Source organism: Nocardioides hwasunensis (assembly GCF_014779665.1).
Classification (GTDB): Bacteria; Actinomycetota; Actinomycetes; order Propionibacteriales; family Nocardioidaceae; genus Nocardioides; species Nocardioides hwasunensis.
In genome coordinates this window covers 180,853-198,095 of sequence record NZ_JACXYY010000006.1, presented here as the reverse complement: position 1 = coordinate 198,095, position 17,243 = coordinate 180,853, and the positions used below count along the sequence as shown (strand labels likewise).

Genomic DNA, 17,243 nt, shown 5'->3' with positions numbered 1-17,243 from the left:
TCGTCGGCGTGACCATGTGGCGCTCGTCTCGTTGAGCCGAGGACGAACGACCTCGGGAGGGACATCAGATGCACCACACGCACCACCGCCGCCGCTCGACGGCCGTCGGCCTCGCGCTCAGCACCGCGCTCGCACTGTCGGCCGGTCTCGCGGCTCCAGCGCAGGCCGCCGGCGGCTCCAGCGCCCAGGCTCGGGCCGGCCTCACGAACTTCGGCTACCGCGGCGACGTCTACGGCGTGAAGCTGGTGACCGACAGCGTCGAGGCGCTCGACCTCAAGGACGCCCACGCCCAGCAGCTCTGCACCCGCGCCGTCGGGCAGGTCGTGGAGAGGAGCAGCGTCGCGTCGGTGCCGGACAACCCGCTCATCACCGTCTCGGCCAGCACCAGCCGCACCGAGACCTACGCCGAGGGCGACCGGCACGGCGTACGCGGCACCAACACGATCGGCGACATCAGCATCGGCGGCACCGTCGGCCCCCTGACCACGCCGAAGCTGGTGATCAAGGGCCTGCAGACCACGGCCGACGCGTTCAACACGCCGCAGGGCTACGGCCACGCGGAGACCTTCACCTTCGCGAGCATCTCCCTCGAGCTGCTCGACGACACGGTCACGCAGAACCTGCCGCCCGAGCTGCAGCAGCTCCTCGCGCCGCTCGACCAGGTGACCGACACCGTCTTCACCGGCACCCAGCAGGCCGCCCAGCAGGTCTTCCAGGTCCTCGGTGACGCCACGGCGCCGATCGAGATCCCCGGCCTGGGCAGCATCGCGCTGGGCTACGAGAACGGTCGCGCCAACGCCCACAACGCGCAGTCGCAGGCGTCCGCGCTCCGCATCGACGTCACCGCCGGCGGCCGCCGCCAGCTCGTCGAGCTCGGCACGGCCCGGGTGCGGATGGGCGGACCGGCGCCCGTCGGCGTGTTCCGCTCCGGCGGCACCGCGATGGACTACCAGGCCCTCGACGGGGCCCTGACGTTCGGCGGCGTGCAGCACAAGGCGCTCCCGTGCCAGGGCTCGCGCGGCAGGACCCAGACCTACCAGGTGCCCGGTGCGAGCCAGCTCGTGCCGGTGCCGGTCCTGCTCGAGGGCGTGACCTACCAGGTCAATGGCGACCAGCGTCGGGCGAAGAAGGTGGCCAAGGGCTGGTCCCGCACCGCGATCCGGTCGGTGAGCATCCCCTCGGCCCAGCTCGTCATCACCGACGTCAGCTCGCGGGCCGCGATGCGGCAGAAGACCGGCAAGCGCGTGGGGTCGAAGGTCTCCACCGCGGTCGGCTCCATCACCGTCGGCGGGCAGGCGATCGAGGTCCCGGCACCCGGCGGGGTGGTCGAGCTGCCCAACGGGGTCGGCGAGATCCAGCGCCAGCTGGTCGACACGGGCTACCGCGGCTCACAGGTGATCGGCCTCCGGATCAAGCTCTACTCCGAGGCCGTCGTCATCGACCTCGCCCGGACGTCCGGGCGCATCTACGCGCACTGAGACCCGCTGCCCCCTCCCGCCAGGGGCGCGGCGTGGTTACAGTCGCGGCAGTGACGTCGGGCCGGCCATGGGGTTCGGCCCGACGTCGCGTTCGTCAGCAGCGCTCGAGAGCGGCGTCCGGACGTGCGTCGCGGCCCAGCCTGCGGGCCTGGGCGACATCGGGGAACACCACGCTCGCCGCGCCGACGTAGCCCACCCGTCCCTGCACCACGCAGGTGCTGATCTTCGACGGGTCGACCTGGGCGACCGCCTGGGCGAGCTGGAAGAGCTCGGCCGGCGAGGCATTGGTGTCGGTGTGCTGCATCACGGTCATCACGCCGCGCTCGATGAAACCGGGCTCGTCGGCCTGCGCGCGGATGCTGGCGTGGATGCCGCGCAGCGTGCGCTGCTGGTTGGCCGACCGGTCGAAGTCACCGCCGACGAGGCCCTTGCGGATGCGTGAGAAGGCCATCGCGTCGTAGCCCCGGAGGCGGATCCGTCCCTTCGCGAACCCCTCCTTCTTCAGGTTCGGGTCGGAGAACCGGCGCGGGTTGGTCACGGTGATGCCGCCGATGTCGTCGATCATGTCCTCGAAGAACGGGAACCGGGTGACCATGACGTAGTCGGGCTCGATGCCGACCAGGTTGCGCATCGCCCCCGCCATGCCGCGCGGACCGCCGAAGTAGAGCGCGGAGTTGATCTTCTCACGGCCGTGGCCGGGGATCGCGACCCACGAGTCGCGGGGTACGCCGATGGCGGTCGCCGACCCCGTGCGGGTGTTGATGCCGACCATCTGGAGCGCGTCGCCGCGGGCACGGGTCATCGACTCCCCGGGGCGGGCGTCCGAGCCGACGGCGAGGATCCACACGACGTCCTTCGGACCGACCGCGACGCCCTGCGCGTGCCGGATCTTGACCAGGCTCACCTCCGTGGACTGGACCGCCGACTGCGGCACCACGAGGGCCGTGACGGCCAGCACGGCCGCGAGGCCGATCGCCCGGGCCGCTCGGCGCAGGCGTCGTACGGAGGGAGGGGTCATCGCTGGGATCCCTTCGCGACGTCGTAGCCGAAGATCCGCCAGGCACCGTCGCGGCGGACGAGGAAGAGGCGACCGCGCACGGTCGTGGTGCCGACCAGCTCGCCGTCGGTGTCGAACTTCAGGACGAAGGCGGCCGTCGCCGTGCGGGCGCGACCGTCGGTGGCGAGGATGTCGAGCGAGATCGTCCGGTGCCGGGCCGTCACCGCGTCGATCCGCGAGCCGCGCGTCTGGTTGGTGAGCAGCGCCTTGTCGGCACGCGCCCGCTTCTCCGCCGCCTTCGTGAAGCCCGGGAACGCCGCCGGGAAGCTGCTGCGGGGATAGGAGCCGCCGAGGTAGGAGGCCTCCCACCACTGGTCGACGACCTCGCCGACCTGCCGGCGCACGGCCTTGCGGCGGGCCTCGGGCAGGCGACCGAAGACGCGGTGGATCTTGGTCTTGGTCGTCACCGGATGCGAGGTGAGCCTCACCTGGGCGGCGTCCTGGCTCGGCCGCACCGGCGAGGCGGACGGCTCGGAGCCGGATCGGCAGCCACCCGCGACGAGCGGGACGAGCAGGGCGAGCACGAGCGAGGCACAGCGGATGACCCACGTGCTGCGGCCCGGTGCGGGGCTTGGCATGACGACTCCAAGGCGGGTGCAGGACTGGTTGGAACGACGTTCTCGACCGGCGCTTCGGCCGTGTGGGCCACACCATGCCTCAAACCGCGAGCCCGCCCCTGCATTTGCGTGCGTGTGCGACTAGCCTTGTCAGCGCCCTAGTTAGGCACCGTTGTCAAACCCTTGCGCGAAGAGATCTGGAAGAGGCGAAAGAAGCGTGGCGCAGTCCCCGAACGGGAAGTCCGGCAACCAGTCCTCGGTTGCACCGTCATCTGACCTGGGAGCCAACGAGTGGCTCGTGGAGGAGATGAAGGAGCAGTACGACAAGGACCCCGCGAGCGTGGGCCCGGAGTGGGTGAAGTACTTCGGTGACGGCAGGGCCCCGGCCGCTCCTGCGCAGGCGGCCAGCCCCGCCAGCACCGCGACCGCGACCACGGCACCGGAGAAGGCACCGGAGAAGGCGCCCGCCCGGACCGCCTCGCCCGCACCCCGAGCGGCCACCGCCGCGCCCGCCAAGACCGCCGCCGCCCCGGCCAAGACCTCCGCGCCGGCCAAGACCTCCGCCCCGGCCAAGACCTCCGCGCCTGCCGGCCAGACCTCGAAGCCCTCCAAGGCCGCCGAGCCCGCCGAGCCCGCCGAGGCGCCGAGCGACGAGCCGACGTACACCGTGCTGCGGGGGGCCCCGGCCCGCACCGCGGCCAACATGGACGCCTCGCTGTCCGTGCCCACGGCCACGTCGGTGCGCTCGGTGCCGGTCAAGCTGCTGTGGGACAACCGCACCGTCATCAACAACCACCTCGCCCGTGCCCGTGGGGGCAAGGTCTCGTTCACCCACATCATCGGCTACGCGCTGGTCAAGGCGCTGCGGTCGATGCCGGAGATGAACGTCGGCTTCGAGGTCGTCGACGGCAAGCCCAACCTGATCACGCCGGCCCACATCAATCTCGGCCTCGCGATCGACATGCAGAAGCCCGACGGCACCCGCCAGCTGCTCGTGCCGAGCATCAAGGGTGCGGAGGCGATGGACTTCGCCGCCTTCTGGACCGCCTACGAGGAGATGGTCCGCAAGGCCCGCGACGGCAAGCTCGCCGTCACCGACTTCCAGGGCACCACGATCTCGCTGACCAACCCCGGCGGCATCGGCACCGTGCACTCCGTGCCGCGGCTGATGGCCGGCCAGGGCGCGATCATCGGCGTCGGCGCCATGGAGTACTCCCCCGAGTGGCAGGGCGCCTCCGAGGAGGCCATCAACCGCAACGCCATCAGCAAGGCGATGACGCTGACCTCGACCTACGACCACCGGGTCATCCAGGGCGCGCAGTCGGGTGAGTTCCTCAAGCGCGTGCACGGCCTGCTGATCGGCGAGAACGACTTCTACGACGAGATCTTCCGCTCGCTGCGCATCCCCTACGAGCCGATCCGCTGGGCGCGCGACGTCGTCGCCAGCCACGACGACGACATCGTCAAGCAGGCCCGGATCCTCGAGCTGATCCACGCCTACCGGGTCCGCGGCCACCTGATGGCCGACACCGACCCGCTCGAGTACCGCCAGCGCAGCCACCCCGACCTCGAGATCGAGTCGCACGGCCTCACCCTCTGGGACCTCGACCGCGAGTTCGCGACGGGCTCCTTCGGCGGCGAGGGACGCCGCTTCATGAAGCTGCGCAACATCCTCGGGATCCTGCGCGACTCCTACTGCCGCACGACCGGCATCGAGTACATGCACATCATGGATCCCGAGCAGCGCAAGTGGATCCAGGAGCGCGTCGAGCTGCCGCACGTCAAGCCGCCCCGCGAGGAGCAGCTGCGGATCCTGCTCAAGCTCAACCAGGCCGAGGCGTTCGAGACCTTCCTGCAGACCAAGTTCGTCGGCCAGAAGCGGTTCAGCCTCGAGGGAGGCGAGACCACCGTCCCGCTGATCGACGAGCTCTGCGAGGCCGCCGCCGAGACCGGCCTCGACGAGGTCACCATCGGCATGGCCCACCGCGGCCGCCTCAACATGCTCGCGAACATCGTGGGCAAGAAGTACAGCCAGATCTTCCGGGAGTTCGAGGGCAACATCGACCCCCGCACGGTCCAGGGCTCCGGCGACGTGAAGTACCACCTCGGCGCCGAGGGCGAGTTCCTCGCCGGTTCGGGCGACAAGATCAAGGTCTCCATGGCCGCGAACCCCTCGCACCTCGAGGCGGTCAACCCGGTCCTGGAGGGCATCGCCCGCGCCAAGCAGGACATCCTCGACCAGGGTGAGAAGTTCCCGGTCCTCCCGCTGCTGGTCCACGGCGACGCCGCGTTCGCCGGCCAGGGCGTGGTCGCCGAGACGCTGAACCTGTCCCAGCTGCGCGGCTACCGCACCGGCGGCACCGTGCACGTGGTCATCAACAACCAGGTCGGGTTCACCACCGCGCCCGGCTCGTCGCGCTCGTCGCTCTACGCCACCGACGTGGCTCGGATGGTCCAGGCGCCGATCTTCCACGTCAACGGCGACGACCCCGAGGCCTGCATCCGCGTGGCCCGGCTCGCGTTCGACTACCGCCAGGCGTTCAACAAGGACGTCGTCATCGACCTCGTCTGCTACCGCCGCCGCGGTCACAACGAGGGCGACGACCCGTCGTACACCCAGCCCCTCATGTACGACCTCATCGAGCAGAAGCGCTCGGTGCGCAAGCTCTACACCGAGTCGCTCATCGGTCGTGGCGACATCACGATCGAGGAGGCCGAGCAGGTCCTCAAGGACTACCAGCAGCAGCTGGAGCGGGTCTTCACCGAGGTGCGCGAGGCCAGCTCCGAGGCGCCGACCGAGTGGACGACCGTCCCCGACTACCCGGACAAGCCCGCCGGCGACACCTCGACCGCGGTGAGCCTCGAGGTCCTCAAGCGGATCGCCGACAGCTACGTCACCCCGCCGGAGGGCTTCACCGTCCACCCGAAGGTGATGCCGCAGCTGCAGCGTCGCTCGGCCGCGATCACCGAGGGCCCGATCGACTGGGGCACCGGCGAGATCCTGGCCTTCGGCTCCCTGCTGATGGACGGCCGACCGGTGCGGCTGGCCGGCCAGGACTCGCGCCGTGGCACGTTCGTCTCCCGGTTCGCCACGATCATCGACCGGGTCAACGCCGACGAGTGGACTCCGCTGACCAACCTCACCGAGGACCAGGCCAAGTTCCACGTCTACGACTCGCTGCTCTCGGAGTACGCCGCGCTCGGCTTCGAGTACGGCTACTCCGTCGCGCGGCCGGAGGCGCTGGTCCTCTGGGAGGCCCAGTTCGGCGACTTCGTCAACGGCGCGCAGACCGTGATCGACGAGTTCATCTCCGCCGGCGAGACGAAGTGGCGCCAGCAGTCCGGCGTCGTGCTGCTGCTCCCTCACGGCTACGAGGGCCAGGGACCCGACCACTCCTCGGCCCGCATCGAGCGCTTCCTGACGATGTCCGCCGAGGACGCCATGGTCGTCGCGCAGCCGTCGACGCCCGCGTCGTACTTCCACCTGCTGCGTCGCCACTCGCTCGGCGAGGAGCACCGCCCGCTGATCGTCTTCACCCCGAAGTCGATGCTCAAGCGCAAGGAGGCGGCCTCGCGGCCCGACGACTTCACCGGGTCGTCGACGTTCCGCCCGTTCATCGGTGACGACGACGCGGACGCCTCGCAGGTCGAGACGCTCATCATGTGCTCGGGTCGCGTCACCTGGGACCTGATGGTCGAGCGTGCCAAGCGGGAGGACGGGGCGAAGTTCGCGATCGGTCGCGTCGAGCGGCTCTACCCGAACCCGCTCGAGGAGATCAGGGCCGAGGTCGCGAAGTACCCCAACCTCAAGGCGATCCGCTGGGTGCAGGACGAGCCCCGCAACATGGGCCCGTGGCCGCACTACCAGCTCAACGTGTGGCCCGAGCTGGACCGCCCGGTCGAGCCGATCACCCGGCCGGCGTCCGCGTCGCCGTCGGTCGGCACGGTGAAGCGACACGTCGAGGAGCAGAAGACACTCATCGACGCCGCCTTCGCCTCACCCGACGGCCGCGGCACGGACTACTGAGGGGCACGGTGTACTTCACCGACCGCGGCATCGAGGAGCTCGAGCGGCGCCGGGGTGACGAGGAGGTCACCCTGGCGTGGCTGGCCGAGCAGCTGCAGGCCTTCGTCGACGCGCACCCCGACTTCGAGGTGCCGGTCGAGCGCCTGGCCACCTGGCTGGCGCGGCTCGACGACCCGGAGGACTGAACCGGCTCCCGCCGTCGACCTCGTGGGCCTACGATCACGAGATGGCCACCGAGCCCGGCGCCGAGTCGCGGGCGGATCGCAAGGAGCGCACACGCCGCGCGATCCTCGACGCCGCACTGGCGCTGGCGGCCGACTCGAGCCTCGTCGCCGTCTCGTTGCGACAGGTGGCCCGGCAGGTCGGCGTGGTGCCGACGGCGTTCTACCGGCACTTCGGCTCGCTCGAGGCGCTCGGGCTCGCACTCGTCGACGAGAGCTTCCGGTCGCTGCGCTCGATGTTGCTCGACGTGTGGCGCCACGCGCCGGAGTACCGCGACTTCATCGACGGGTCGTTGCCGATCGTGGCCCAGCACGTCCGAGACGATCGCGCCCACTACGCCTTCATCGCCCGCGAGCGGGTCGCCGGCCCGCCACGCGTGCGCCAGGCGATCCGTCACGAGATCGAGCTGATCACCCGTGAGCTGTCGACCGACATCGCCCGCAGCGGTGCCGCCGGTCAGTACTCCAGCGCCGATATCCGGCTGCTCGCCGACCTGGTCGTCTCCTTCGTGGTGACCACGGCCGAGCGGCTCGTCGAGGACCCCGCGGCCGAGGCGCGCACCCTCGACGAGGCACGCACCCAGCTGCGGATGCTGCTGGTCGGCGCGGTGAACTGGCGCTCGCGCGAGGACTGACCCGCTTCTCGTCGGCCGGCTCAGGTGCCGGGCCGCGGCACCACCGGGCGTACGGTCACGTCGGGGATCGTGGCGTCGGGCGGCAGGTCGATGACGTGGAGGATCGTGTCGACGACCGTGTCGGTGCTGATCCAGCGCGACGAGTCGTAGGTGCGGCCCTCCTGCTCGTGCACCTTCTCCTGCATCGGGGTGGCGGTGCGGCTCGGGTAGACGGTGCTCACCCGGACACCGTGGTCGACCTCCTCGGCACGGAGCGCGTCGGCGAACCCGCGCAGGCCGAACTTCGAGGCGGCGTACGCCGACCACTCGGCGTTGGCGGTGAGGCCCGCCGAGGAGTTCACGAAGAGGATCGTGCCGCGCCCGGTGCGCACGTGCGGCAGGAGCTCGCGGGTGAGGACCGCCGGCGCGGTGAGGTTGACGGTCAGCTGCTCCTCCCACTGGGCGAGCCGCAGCCGGTCCACTCGACCGAGCTCGACGACACCGGCCACGTGGACCACCGAGTCGAGCCCACCGTCGACCTGCCGGCCGATGCCGTTGAGGGTGCCGGGATCGCCGAGATCGGCCACGAGGACCTGCGCCCTCGGGAAGGTGTCGGCCAGGTCGGTCGCGCGTGACTCGCTGCGCGCCACCAGGACCAGGTCGTCGCCACGGTCCGCGAGCCGGTGCGCCAGGGTCAGGCCGATGCCCGACCCGGCACCGGTGATCACGTGCCTCATCGGGTGAAGACCACCTTGCCGAACACGTCGCCCTCGGCCATGGCCGCGAAGCCGTCGCGGGCCTGCTCCATCGGCAGGGTGCGGTCCAGCAGCGGGCGGGCGCCGGTGGCGTCGAGGAACTTCACCAGGCCGTCGAGCTCGTGGCGGGTCCCCATCGTCGAGCCGATCACCGCGAGCTGGAGGAAGAAGATGCGGGTGAGCTCGGCATCGTCGAGCTTCGGGCCCGAGGTCGTGCCGCTGATGACGATGCGGCCGCCCGGACGCAGCGACCGGATCGAGTGGCTCCAGGTCGCACGGCCGACGGTCTCCATGACGGCGTCGACCTTCACCGGCAACCGGGCGCCGGACTCGAACACCTCGTGCGCACCGATCTCGAGCGCCCGCGCGCGCTTGGCCTCGTCGCGGCTGGTGGCGAGCACCTTCAGGCCGGCGGCCCGGCCGAGGGTGATCAGTGCTGTCGCCACGCCACCGCCCGCGCCCTGCACGAGCACGGTCTCGCCGGGCTTGAGCCCGCCCTGCGTGAAGAGCATGCGATAGGCGGTCAGCCAGGCGGTCGGCAGGCACGCGGCCTCCTCGAACGACAGCGACGCCGGCTTCGGGACCAGGTTGCGCCGCGGCACGATCACCTGGTCGGCGAGCGTGCCCTGGTGCTTCTCCGAGAGGAGGGAGCGACGGGGGTCGTAGGTCTCGTCGCCACCCCACGCCGGGTCGCCGATCACGGCGTGCACGACGACCTCGTTGCCGTCCTCGTCGAGACCCGCCGCATCGCAGCCGAGGATCATCGGCAGCGCTTCCTCGCGCAGGCCGACGCCGCGCAGGGACCACAGGTCGTGATGGTTCAGGCTGGCGGCCTTGACGCTCACCGTCGCCCACCCGTCGGGGGCCACCGGGTCCGGCCGCTCCCCCACCACGAGGCTGCTCAGCGGGTCGTCGGAGGAGAAGGACTCGGCGTAGACGGCGAACATGGATCGACCCTAGCGAGTGGTCGTCGAAACCCTGTTGCACGTCCTCGCCGCGGACGTTTGGCTGGCGAGATGACGATCGACGTACGCCCGTCCGAGGACGCCGCCCGGTTCCTGGCCACCGACCAGCTGGTGTGGTTCGGCGAGGTCGGCGACGCCGACGAGGAACACCTGCGGCTGGGACTCCCGCTCGACCAACGGTTCACGGTGGACCTGCCGGACGGCCCCGACGACCTGCACAGCGGGATCTACGGCGTCCGGCCGCTCGAGATGTCGCTCCCGGGCCGCGCGGTCGTCCCGGTCGCCGGCCTCACGTGGGTCGGCGTCCACCCGGACGTGCGTCGGCGCGGCGTGCTGGGCGCGATGATGACCGACCACCTCGAGCGGACGCGCGAGGCTGGGCTCGCGCTCTCGGCGCTGCACGCGAGCGAGCCGGCGATCTACGGCCGTTTCGGCTATGGCAACGCGGCCGTCCAGCTCCAGGTGCACCTCGGCCGCGGCACCACCCTCACCGCGCCCCACCTCGAGGACGACGTCGCCGGCATCACGACCCACCTCGTCGACAGCAACACACCTGGTGCGACCGACCGGTTGCGAGCGTGCTTCACGGACGCCGCTCCCGACGCACCGGGCACGATCGTGGCGTCGGCGGACTTCTTCCGCCTCCACGGCTCCGAGTCCCCCGCCGAGCTCCGCGACAAGGAGCGGCGCCGCTTCCTCTTCGCCCGCCGCGACGGGCACGACGTCGGCGCCGTCGCCTTCCGCCGCGAGCACGCGTGGAACGACGGGCGCCCAGCGGGCAAGGTCACCGCCGGCCTGCTCTGCGGTGGTGCCGCGGCCCGCCTCGCACTGCTCCGCCGCCTCGTCGACCTCGACCTGATGGCCACCACGAGGGTCGAGGCGTTCGCACCCGACGACCCGGTGCTCGCCTGGGCGGGCGGCCCGCGCGCCACCGGTGACATCAAGACGTGGGACAGCACGTGGATGCGAGTCGTGGACCTCGCCGCGGCCTGGCCCCTGCGTGCCTACGAGGACGACTGCGACGTCGTCGTGGAGGTCACCGACCGCCACGCGCCGTGGAACGCTGGTCGCTGGCGGCTGGTCGCCTCCGGAGGATCCGCCACGGCCTCACGCACCGACGCGCCGGCCGAGGTCAGGCTCGACACGGCCGTCCTCGGCGCCGGTTACCTCGGCCGCAACGTGGTGAACCTGCTTCGCGCGGGCGTCGTGCAGGAGCACCGACCGGGCGCGTACGCCGAGCTGGCCCGTGCGCTCCGGACGGCTCGGGAGCCAGAGCCGTCGCTGGGGTTCTGAGGTGCGGCGATCCGCCGCGAATGAGGAATGCGGCAGGAGACGATGGCCAGCATCACCCGGTTGTCCCGTGCTCGTCCTCTCGACCGCCCACGTCACACGCAGGGGAACGCCCGCACGTGGTAGCGCTGGACACCCCCAGACGCTGAAGGACATGAGGGCGAGTGGCACGATGCTTCCGTCCTTCGACGATTGACCAGGTGCACGATGTTCTTCCGCCGCAGGCGACACGATGAGCCACCCCGCGTGGTGACGTTCCGTCCGTCGCGCGCCAGCCAGCAGCAGGAGAACACGCGGCTCCGCTACATCGCGGTCCTGCCCTCGCTGTTGATGATCGGCGGTGCTACCGCGGGGGTGCTGTCCGCCGACGACCGGAGCGACGCGCTGCTGGCGTACGGCGGGCTGCTCGCCGTGGCCGGCCTGATCGCCGCGCCGATCGTCGTGGTGCTGTCGGTCCGCAACCGGATGCTGCTCACCAACAGCTCCCTCACCGTGACGCCCGAGGCCGTGACGCACGTCGACCGCCGTGGCCGGTCGACCACGTTCGACCGCAGCGACCCCACCCTGACCTCGCTGCTGTCGTGGGTCGAGCCGACCGCCCTCCCGTCCGGAGGAGTGTTTCCGCCCAAGACGCTGCAGTTGTTCATCGCCGACAGCACCCGTCAGGTCCGAATAGCCGGAAGTGACTGGGAAACGGGCGACCTCAGGGTGGTGGCGGAGGCCGCCAACGGTCAGGTCTCGGACGTCGTGAGCACGGCGCGGCAGGTGAACGAGGCGATACCGGGTGCGATGAGCTTTCGCGAGCTCCATCCCCTGACGTTCGCGCTGGGGGTCGGCTTCGGATCTGTCGCTCTCCTCTGCGTGGCGATCGTCCTGATCGCGCTCGTGCAGGGTTGAGCGCGACGTGGCTCCTGTTGACCACGGGCGGGAGATCTGGGTGTGACGGCGACGGGACCTACCCCGCTTCGCACGCGGCCGGCGGCTGTGCCAATGAGCGGACGGCGCGAGCTCACATGATCCCGCCACGTGTCGGGGGACGTCGGGACATCCCTATGTGCGAGCGGATCGCTGGGCACAAGCCCACCGGGGGTTCAGGTCGTCCGAGCCGCGATGAGGCAGGCGCACTCCTTGGGTGAGGCGGTGCTGCTGTCCACGACAAGGTCGCAGGCGACACCATGGTGAACCGCTGTCGCCTGCCCGACTGACGAGGGCGAGGCTCGCGTGCGGCGACCGCCTGCCACGTGAGAGCCGTCTACCGCTTCGGTGCTACCACCTTGAATCGCACGGCAGGTGACGTGGACGAGTCGAACGTCGTCGTCTTCGATACCTTCACTGTTGCTGTGTAGTTGCCAGTCTTCTTCAGGACGAGGCTGGTCACCATGTGTCCGGCGTTGACCGACAACTTCTGTGTGATCTTCTGTGGCCCGGCGATGACAAGGAAGACCGTGCCGGACAGGGGCGTGCCGTCAGTGGCGGTCACGGTGACGGTGAAGGTCCGCCTCTTCTTCGCCACGCTCTTCTTGGCGGTGGACACCTTCGCAACGGAGGTGACCGGACTCGCCGGCGTAGGGGCGGGCGGAGTCGTGGTCACAGGAGGAGCAGCCACGATGAAGCTGGTCGACCCCTCACTGGAGGCGTAGGTCTCGCGGTCGCTGGGGATGCCGTACGGGTCTGGTACGTACTCGACTCGAACCGTGTGTGCGCCTGGCGAAGGAGTCGGGAACGACTCTCCGCTGCAGTTCAGGGTCAAGCCGACGCGTACGCCGTCGAGGTAGGTAGTGCACTCACCCTTGGTGATCTGGCCGCCGGCGTAGGTGATAGTCGGAGTCGCCGTCCAGTAGCCGGCGAGGGTTGGGTGAGGGGCGACGGCAACCGTGGTGGTTGTGGCGATGAGCGCTGATGCGGGACTGACGGAAACCGCCAGGGAAGTTACGAGGACCGCCGCAGCGGCAAGGACCACACGGAGAATGCCGGCGCGCAACATCAGACGTCTCTCTTCTCGAACGGAACGAGTGCCGACGCTAGAGGATGACAACCACCCAGAGAACGAGAACCTGGATTTCTTGAGGCGACCTCGAGAGACTCGCCGACCGCGTACGCTCCCGACGAAGCGTCGCTCGAGCATGCGACGACTGCTGCATTCCGCCGCCTTCGCCCGGGGACGCCGGTCATGTCGCTCTGTGAAGATCCGGAACATAGGGGCGAGCTCAGCGGATACTGCCTAAGTGCCCCTAGCCCAGACAACGCGCGCTTGCATCTTCTGCGGATCCACGCCTGTTTCGAGAGAACACGTCTGGCCACAGTGGCTGACCCGCGAAGTCGCACACCCAGAGTTGCACGAGAGGAAGGACGAGCCAACGCGACCTCTGATGCGGTGGCGCACCGACCGCGTCGGATTCGAGTTGGACGGCGAGCCGATCCTGTTCGAGTGGCTTCGCGACTGGGACGACGACAAAGGCCAGGGCGGGTCGGCCGCCGACCACGTCGTGAAGGCAGCGTGCAGAAGTTGCAACTCAGGCTGGATGTCTCGACTCGAGGGCGCAGTCCAGCCACTACTTCGCCGGCAGATGTTCCACCGCGAAGACGTCCTTTCGCCCGAGGAAACACACGTGCTTGCCCGCTGGCTCATGAAGATGACTGCGGTCGTCGAGATGGACGATCCAAAGAGTGCTGCGCTGACCGCCGCAAGCCGAGAAGCAATCGCTGCCGAAGATCTTGAGACAGATCTCTGGAGGGTGACATCAGTGTGGGTGCCAGAGGAGCACTACGGGTGGTCACACCTAAGGAACCTGCTGGAGTACTGGAGGATAGGGCAGCCGTCCGGTGAAGCGGTGTTGCAACTCATCCAAGCGGGACATGCCGGGTACATCGTGGAGTACCAGAGTGGGCAGATTGCCACGTTCCGCAGCACGGGCTTCACCCGCCGGTTGGAGATGTTCCCTTCCTCGAGCTCCCGCCGTCGGCCGCGCATATCGCAACGTCGATGGGACCTGATTTGGCTCGGGAAGTACAACCACACGTTGAGGGTGCGCGGAGCCCCATGATCGGGCAGTCGGCGTGCCTGCCGTCCTGTGTCCGTACGGGATCTTCGCCAAGTGGCAACGACCGAGCATCCACGTCGCGTAGAGGCGCTCGACTGTGGGTGGGTCATTTCGCCGCCATTGCGCCCTGAGGCTTGATAGAACCCTGATATCGCCTTGGTAGATCTTTCGAACACTAGTTCGATAACATCGGGTATGGCCGAACCCACCACACTCCCCCAGCCGCCCGATGCGGCGGGTGGAGCCTCGGCGCGCGAGCTGCTGGAGCTGGCGTCGCAGGCGCTGCGGGCGCGCCGCATGGGCGAGGTGGCCGAGATCGAGCTCGCGATCCAGTGGGCGGTGATCCATGGCCAGCCGCGCGACGACCGCGACCCGATGGTCGAGCCGGCCGGCAATGGCACTCCGGCGCTCCGCGAGCACGCGATCCCCGAGCTGGCCATGGCGCGGGAGACGCACCCCCTCACCACTCGAGCCCTCATCGCCGACGGCCTCGACCTCGCCCACCGCCTGCCGCTCACGTGGGCGGTCGTCCGGGCCGGCGAGTGCGAGCCGTGGGTCGCTCGCAAGGTCGCGACCATCACCCGGGGCGTCACCGCGGAGTCGATCGGCACGGTCGACCGCGCGGTGTCCCGAGCCATTCGCGGTCACGCCCCCTCCACCGTCCTGGAGATCGCTCGCGCCAAGGCAATCGAGGCAGACCCCGAGGGCCACGCGGCCGCACGCGAGCAGGCGCGCCGCGCCCGCTACGTCACGCTCTCCCGTGCCGACGAGCACGGCTACCGCTGCGTGATCGCCAAGGTCACCGCTGGCGATGCCGCGTGGATCGACGCGATGGTCGAGCGGGTCGCCCAGATCCTCCGCACCACGCTCGGCGCAGACCACAACCACGACGAGCTCCGCTCGGTCGCGCTGGGCTGGCTCGCCCGCCCGGTCGAGCTGCTCAAGCTGCTCCTCGAGCACACCGAGATCGGCACCGACGACGAGACCGGCGAGGTCGTCCGCCCCGCGTGGATGCCCGAGGACGCCTTGGCCACCGTCGAGAGGTTCTGCACCCTCCCCGCCCGACGACTCGCCAGGCTCCGCAACCGCGGCCAGCTCTTCGTGCACGTCTCCGAGGCTGTCCTCCGCGCCGGTCGGGGCGTCGCGCGGGTCGAGGGTGTCGGCCCCGTCGACGTACGCCAGCTGCACGAGGTCCTCGGCAACGCCGAGGTCACCGTCACCCCGGTCCTCGACCTCCGCGGACGCCGCCGCGTCGACGCCTACGAGCATCCCGAGGACGTCAAGGACCACGTCTGGCTCCAGACCGGGGGCGACTGCTTCCCCTTCACCCCGCGCACCGCGGTCCGCGACGGCGTCGACTTCGACCACGCGGTCCCCTACCGCTCTCCCGACACCGGCGGCTCACCCGGCCAGACCGGCCCGCACAACTCCGGCCCGCTTCGACGCCAGCACCACCGCACCAAGACGTTCGGCGGATATTCCTCGCGCGTCGTGGGCCCGGGCCGTCATCTCTGGCGTACGCCGTCAGGGCTCGCCTACCTCGTCGACCACACCGGGACGAGCAGGATCGACGCCGAGCAGGCCGAGACCATGGCCGACAGCGTTCAGGACGGGGTGGAGATCTACGTCGGCCACTCTCTCGCCTACGAGCCGGCCTGAGCGGATCAGGCGCGCGCGACCCCGTCGGCGCGAGCGGCGGCAGCGACCGCCTCCCGCACCGCACCCGGCACGCGGGTGTCGAAGGGCGACGGGATGACGAGGTCCTCGCGGAGGTCGTCGACCACGAGCTCGGCGAGCGCCGTGGCGGCGGCGACCTTCATGCCCTCGGTGATGGCGCTGGCGTGCACGTCGAAGGCACCGCGGAAGATCCCCGGGAAGGCGAGCACGTTGTTGATCTGGTTGGGGAAGTCCGAGCGACCTGTGGCGACGACCCGGGCGTACTTGTGCGCGAGGTCGGGGTGCACCTCGGGCGTCGGGTTGGCGAGGCCGAAGATGATGGCGTCGTCGGCCATCGAGGCCACGACCTCCTCGGGCACCTGGCCGCCGGAGACGCCGATGTAGACGTCCGCCCCCGCCATCACGTCGGCGAGGCTGCCACTGCGGCCAGTGCGGTCGGCGGTGTCGCGGGCCAACGCCGCCTTGACCTCCGTGAGGTCCGACCGCGACGAGTGGAGCACTCCCTTGCGATCGAGGACGGCCACGTCGCGCACGCCGGCCTCCAGCAGGATCCGGGCGACGGCGACGCCGGCGGCACCGGCCCCCTGGACCACGACGCGGACGGTCGCGGCGTCGCGGCCGGTGAGCCGGAGCGCGTTCGTCAGCGCGGCGAGCGCGACGACGGCGGTGCCGTGCTGGTCGTCGTGGAACACCGGGATGTCGAGGCGCTCCTTGAGCCGCGCCTCGATCTCGAAGCAGCGAGGGGCAGAGATGTCCTCGAGGTTGATCCCGCCGAAGCTGGGCGCCAACCGGACCACCGTCTCGATGATCTCCTCGACGTCGGTGGTGTCGAGGCAGATCGGCACGGCGTCGACGCCCCCGAACTGCTTGAAGAGCACCGACTTGCCCTCCATGACCGGCATGGCCGCGGCCGGGCCGATGTCACCGAGGCCGAGGACCGCGGTGCCGTCTGTGACGATCGCAACCGTGTTGGGCACCCACGTGTAGTGCCGCGTCATCGACGGGTCGGCCGCGATGGCCTCGCAGACCCGCGCCACACCGGGCGTGTAGGCGAGCGAGAGCTCGTCGGGGCCGGTGAGGGCGACCGTCGAGACGGTCTCCATCTTGCCGCCGACGTGCAGGTCGAACACGGGATCGCCGGAGTGCGGGTGCGAAGCCATGCGGGCGATACTGGCACAGCTCAGCGCGCCCGGAGCCGCCGTCCCAGACGTGGCATGGGCCACACCCGCAGGCGTACGACGGCCAGCACCCGGTCGTCCGCCACCACCCCGCGGTGCCGGGAGTCGACGCCCTCCTCGGGGTTGTCGCTCAGCAGCCACCACCCCTCGTCACCGGTCCGCGTACGACGTCGCTCGACGGCGCGCTTGACCGCCACCGTCCCGTCTGCGAACCGGGCGACGACGAGGTCTGCGGGCCGGGGCGCGGCGCCGTTGCGGACGAGCAGCAGGTCGCCCTCCTGCAGCGTCGGGAGCATCGAGCGACCGCGGACGCGGGCCGTGCCGAAAGGGGCGGCCGGACGCCCACCCCGACGGGCGAGACCCCGCTGTCGACGCCGTTGCAC

16 protein-coding genes are annotated in these 17,243 nt (G+C 70.3%); 8 read left to right on the top strand and 8 right to left on the bottom strand.

Annotated elements, in window-relative coordinates; all coding sequences use genetic code 11:
• Window positions 1-68: 68 nt before the first annotated feature.
• Window positions 69-1,478 (top strand): choice-of-anchor P family protein, encoded by a 1,410-nt coding sequence (locus IEZ25_RS15465; RefSeq protein ID WP_191200345.1) that lies wholly within the window; start codon window positions 69-71, stop codon window positions 1,476-1,478.
• 94 nt (window positions 1,479-1,572) lie between these two features.
• Here IEZ25_RS15465 and IEZ25_RS15460 read toward each other — a convergent pair whose 3' ends face one another.
• Both IEZ25_RS15460 and IEZ25_RS15455 read right to left on the bottom strand, forming a co-directional pair.
• Window positions 1,573-2,496 (bottom strand): LCP family protein, encoded by a 924-nt coding sequence (locus IEZ25_RS15460; protein WP_191200344.1) that lies wholly within the window; start codon window positions 2,494-2,496, stop codon window positions 1,573-1,575.
• Complete coding sequence (locus tag IEZ25_RS15455) at window positions 2,493-3,113, bottom strand: hypothetical protein (RefSeq protein WP_191200343.1); 621 nt, start codon at window positions 3,111-3,113, stop codon at window positions 2,493-2,495. Before IEZ25_RS15455 ends, IEZ25_RS15460 begins: the two co-directional genes overlap by 4 nt.
• Window positions 3,114-3,309: 196 nt before the next feature.
• Here IEZ25_RS15455 and IEZ25_RS15450 point away from each other — a divergent pair, with 196 nt between their 5' ends.
• Genes IEZ25_RS15450 through IEZ25_RS15440 form a run of 3 tightly spaced genes read left to right on the top strand, consistent with a single transcriptional unit; the run spans window position 3,310 to window position 7,975 of the window.
• Window positions 3,310-7,119, top strand: a complete 3,810-nt coding sequence (locus IEZ25_RS15450) for a multifunctional oxoglutarate decarboxylase/oxoglutarate dehydrogenase thiamine pyrophosphate-binding subunit/dihydrolipoyllysine-residue succinyltransferase subunit (RefSeq protein WP_191200342.1) — start codon at window positions 3,310-3,312, stop codon at window positions 7,117-7,119.
• 8 nt (window positions 7,120-7,127) lie between these two features.
• The gene (locus tag IEZ25_RS15445) at window positions 7,128-7,304 is read left to right on the top strand and encodes a DUF6104 family protein (RefSeq protein WP_191195116.1); all 177 of its coding nucleotides are present in this window, start codon (window positions 7,128-7,130) and stop codon (window positions 7,302-7,304) included.
• Between the two features lie 41 nt (window positions 7,305-7,345).
• On the top strand, window positions 7,346-7,975 hold the full coding sequence (locus tag IEZ25_RS15440) for a TetR family transcriptional regulator (protein ID WP_191200341.1): 630 nt from the start codon (window positions 7,346-7,348) through the stop codon (window positions 7,973-7,975).
• Between the two features lie 20 nt (window positions 7,976-7,995).
• On the opposite strand, the gene IEZ25_RS15435 is transcribed toward IEZ25_RS15440, so the two are convergent.
• Together IEZ25_RS15435 and IEZ25_RS15430 are read right to left on the bottom strand one after the other, a co-directional pair.
• A complete protein-coding gene (locus IEZ25_RS15435) occupies window positions 7,996-8,691 on the bottom strand; it encodes an SDR family oxidoreductase (protein ID WP_191200340.1) in 696 nt (231 codons plus the stop codon).
• Window positions 8,688-9,656: a zinc-binding dehydrogenase gene (locus tag IEZ25_RS15430; protein WP_191200339.1), complete on the bottom strand. Its 969-nt coding sequence runs from the start codon at window positions 9,654-9,656 to the stop codon at window positions 8,688-8,690. Before IEZ25_RS15430 ends, IEZ25_RS15435 begins: the two co-directional genes overlap by 4 nt.
• 69 nt (window positions 9,657-9,725) lie before the next feature.
• Between IEZ25_RS15430 and IEZ25_RS15425 the strand changes: the two genes are divergently transcribed.
• Window positions 9,726-10,967: a GNAT family N-acetyltransferase gene (locus IEZ25_RS15425; protein WP_191200338.1), complete on the top strand. Its 1,242-nt coding sequence runs from the start codon at window positions 9,726-9,728 to the stop codon at window positions 10,965-10,967.
• Window positions 10,968-11,171: 204 nt separating this feature from the next.
• Window positions 11,172-11,861, top strand: a complete 690-nt coding sequence (locus tag IEZ25_RS15420) for a hypothetical protein (RefSeq protein ID WP_191200337.1) — start codon at window positions 11,172-11,174, stop codon at window positions 11,859-11,861.
• Between the two features lie 194 nt (window positions 11,862-12,055).
• Here the strand turns inward: IEZ25_RS15420 and IEZ25_RS22490 are convergent, their stop codons facing one another.
• Window positions 12,056-12,289, bottom strand: coding sequence for a phosphotransferase-like protein (locus IEZ25_RS22490; protein ID WP_191200523.1), 234 nt, complete (start codon window positions 12,287-12,289; stop codon window positions 12,056-12,058).
• The gene (locus IEZ25_RS15410) at window positions 12,217-12,948 is read right to left on the bottom strand and encodes a hypothetical protein (protein ID WP_191200336.1); all 732 of its coding nucleotides are present in this window, start codon (window positions 12,946-12,948) and stop codon (window positions 12,217-12,219) included. Before IEZ25_RS15410 ends, IEZ25_RS22490 begins: the two co-directional genes overlap by 73 nt.
• Window positions 12,949-13,333: 385 nt before the next feature.
• Between IEZ25_RS15410 and IEZ25_RS15405 the strand changes: the two genes are divergently transcribed.
• The gene (locus tag IEZ25_RS15405) at window positions 13,334-14,008 is read left to right on the top strand and encodes a hypothetical protein (protein ID WP_191200335.1); all 675 of its coding nucleotides are present in this window, start codon (window positions 13,334-13,336) and stop codon (window positions 14,006-14,008) included.
• Between the two features lie 192 nt (window positions 14,009-14,200).
• Window positions 14,201-15,664, top strand: coding sequence for a hypothetical protein (locus IEZ25_RS15400; protein ID WP_191200334.1), 1,464 nt, complete (start codon window positions 14,201-14,203; stop codon window positions 15,662-15,664).
• Window positions 15,665-15,669: 5 nt separating this feature from the next.
• Here the strand turns inward: IEZ25_RS15400 and IEZ25_RS15395 are convergent, their stop codons facing one another.
• Window positions 15,670-16,842, bottom strand: coding sequence for an NAD(P)-dependent malic enzyme (locus IEZ25_RS15395; RefSeq protein WP_191200333.1), 1,173 nt, complete (start codon window positions 16,840-16,842; stop codon window positions 15,670-15,672).
• A gap of 20 nt (window positions 16,843-16,862) precedes the next feature.
• On the bottom strand, window positions 16,863-17,243 hold the full coding sequence (locus IEZ25_RS15390; RefSeq protein ID WP_318152262.1) for a S24/S26 family peptidase: 381 nt from the start codon (window positions 17,241-17,243) through the stop codon (window positions 16,863-16,865).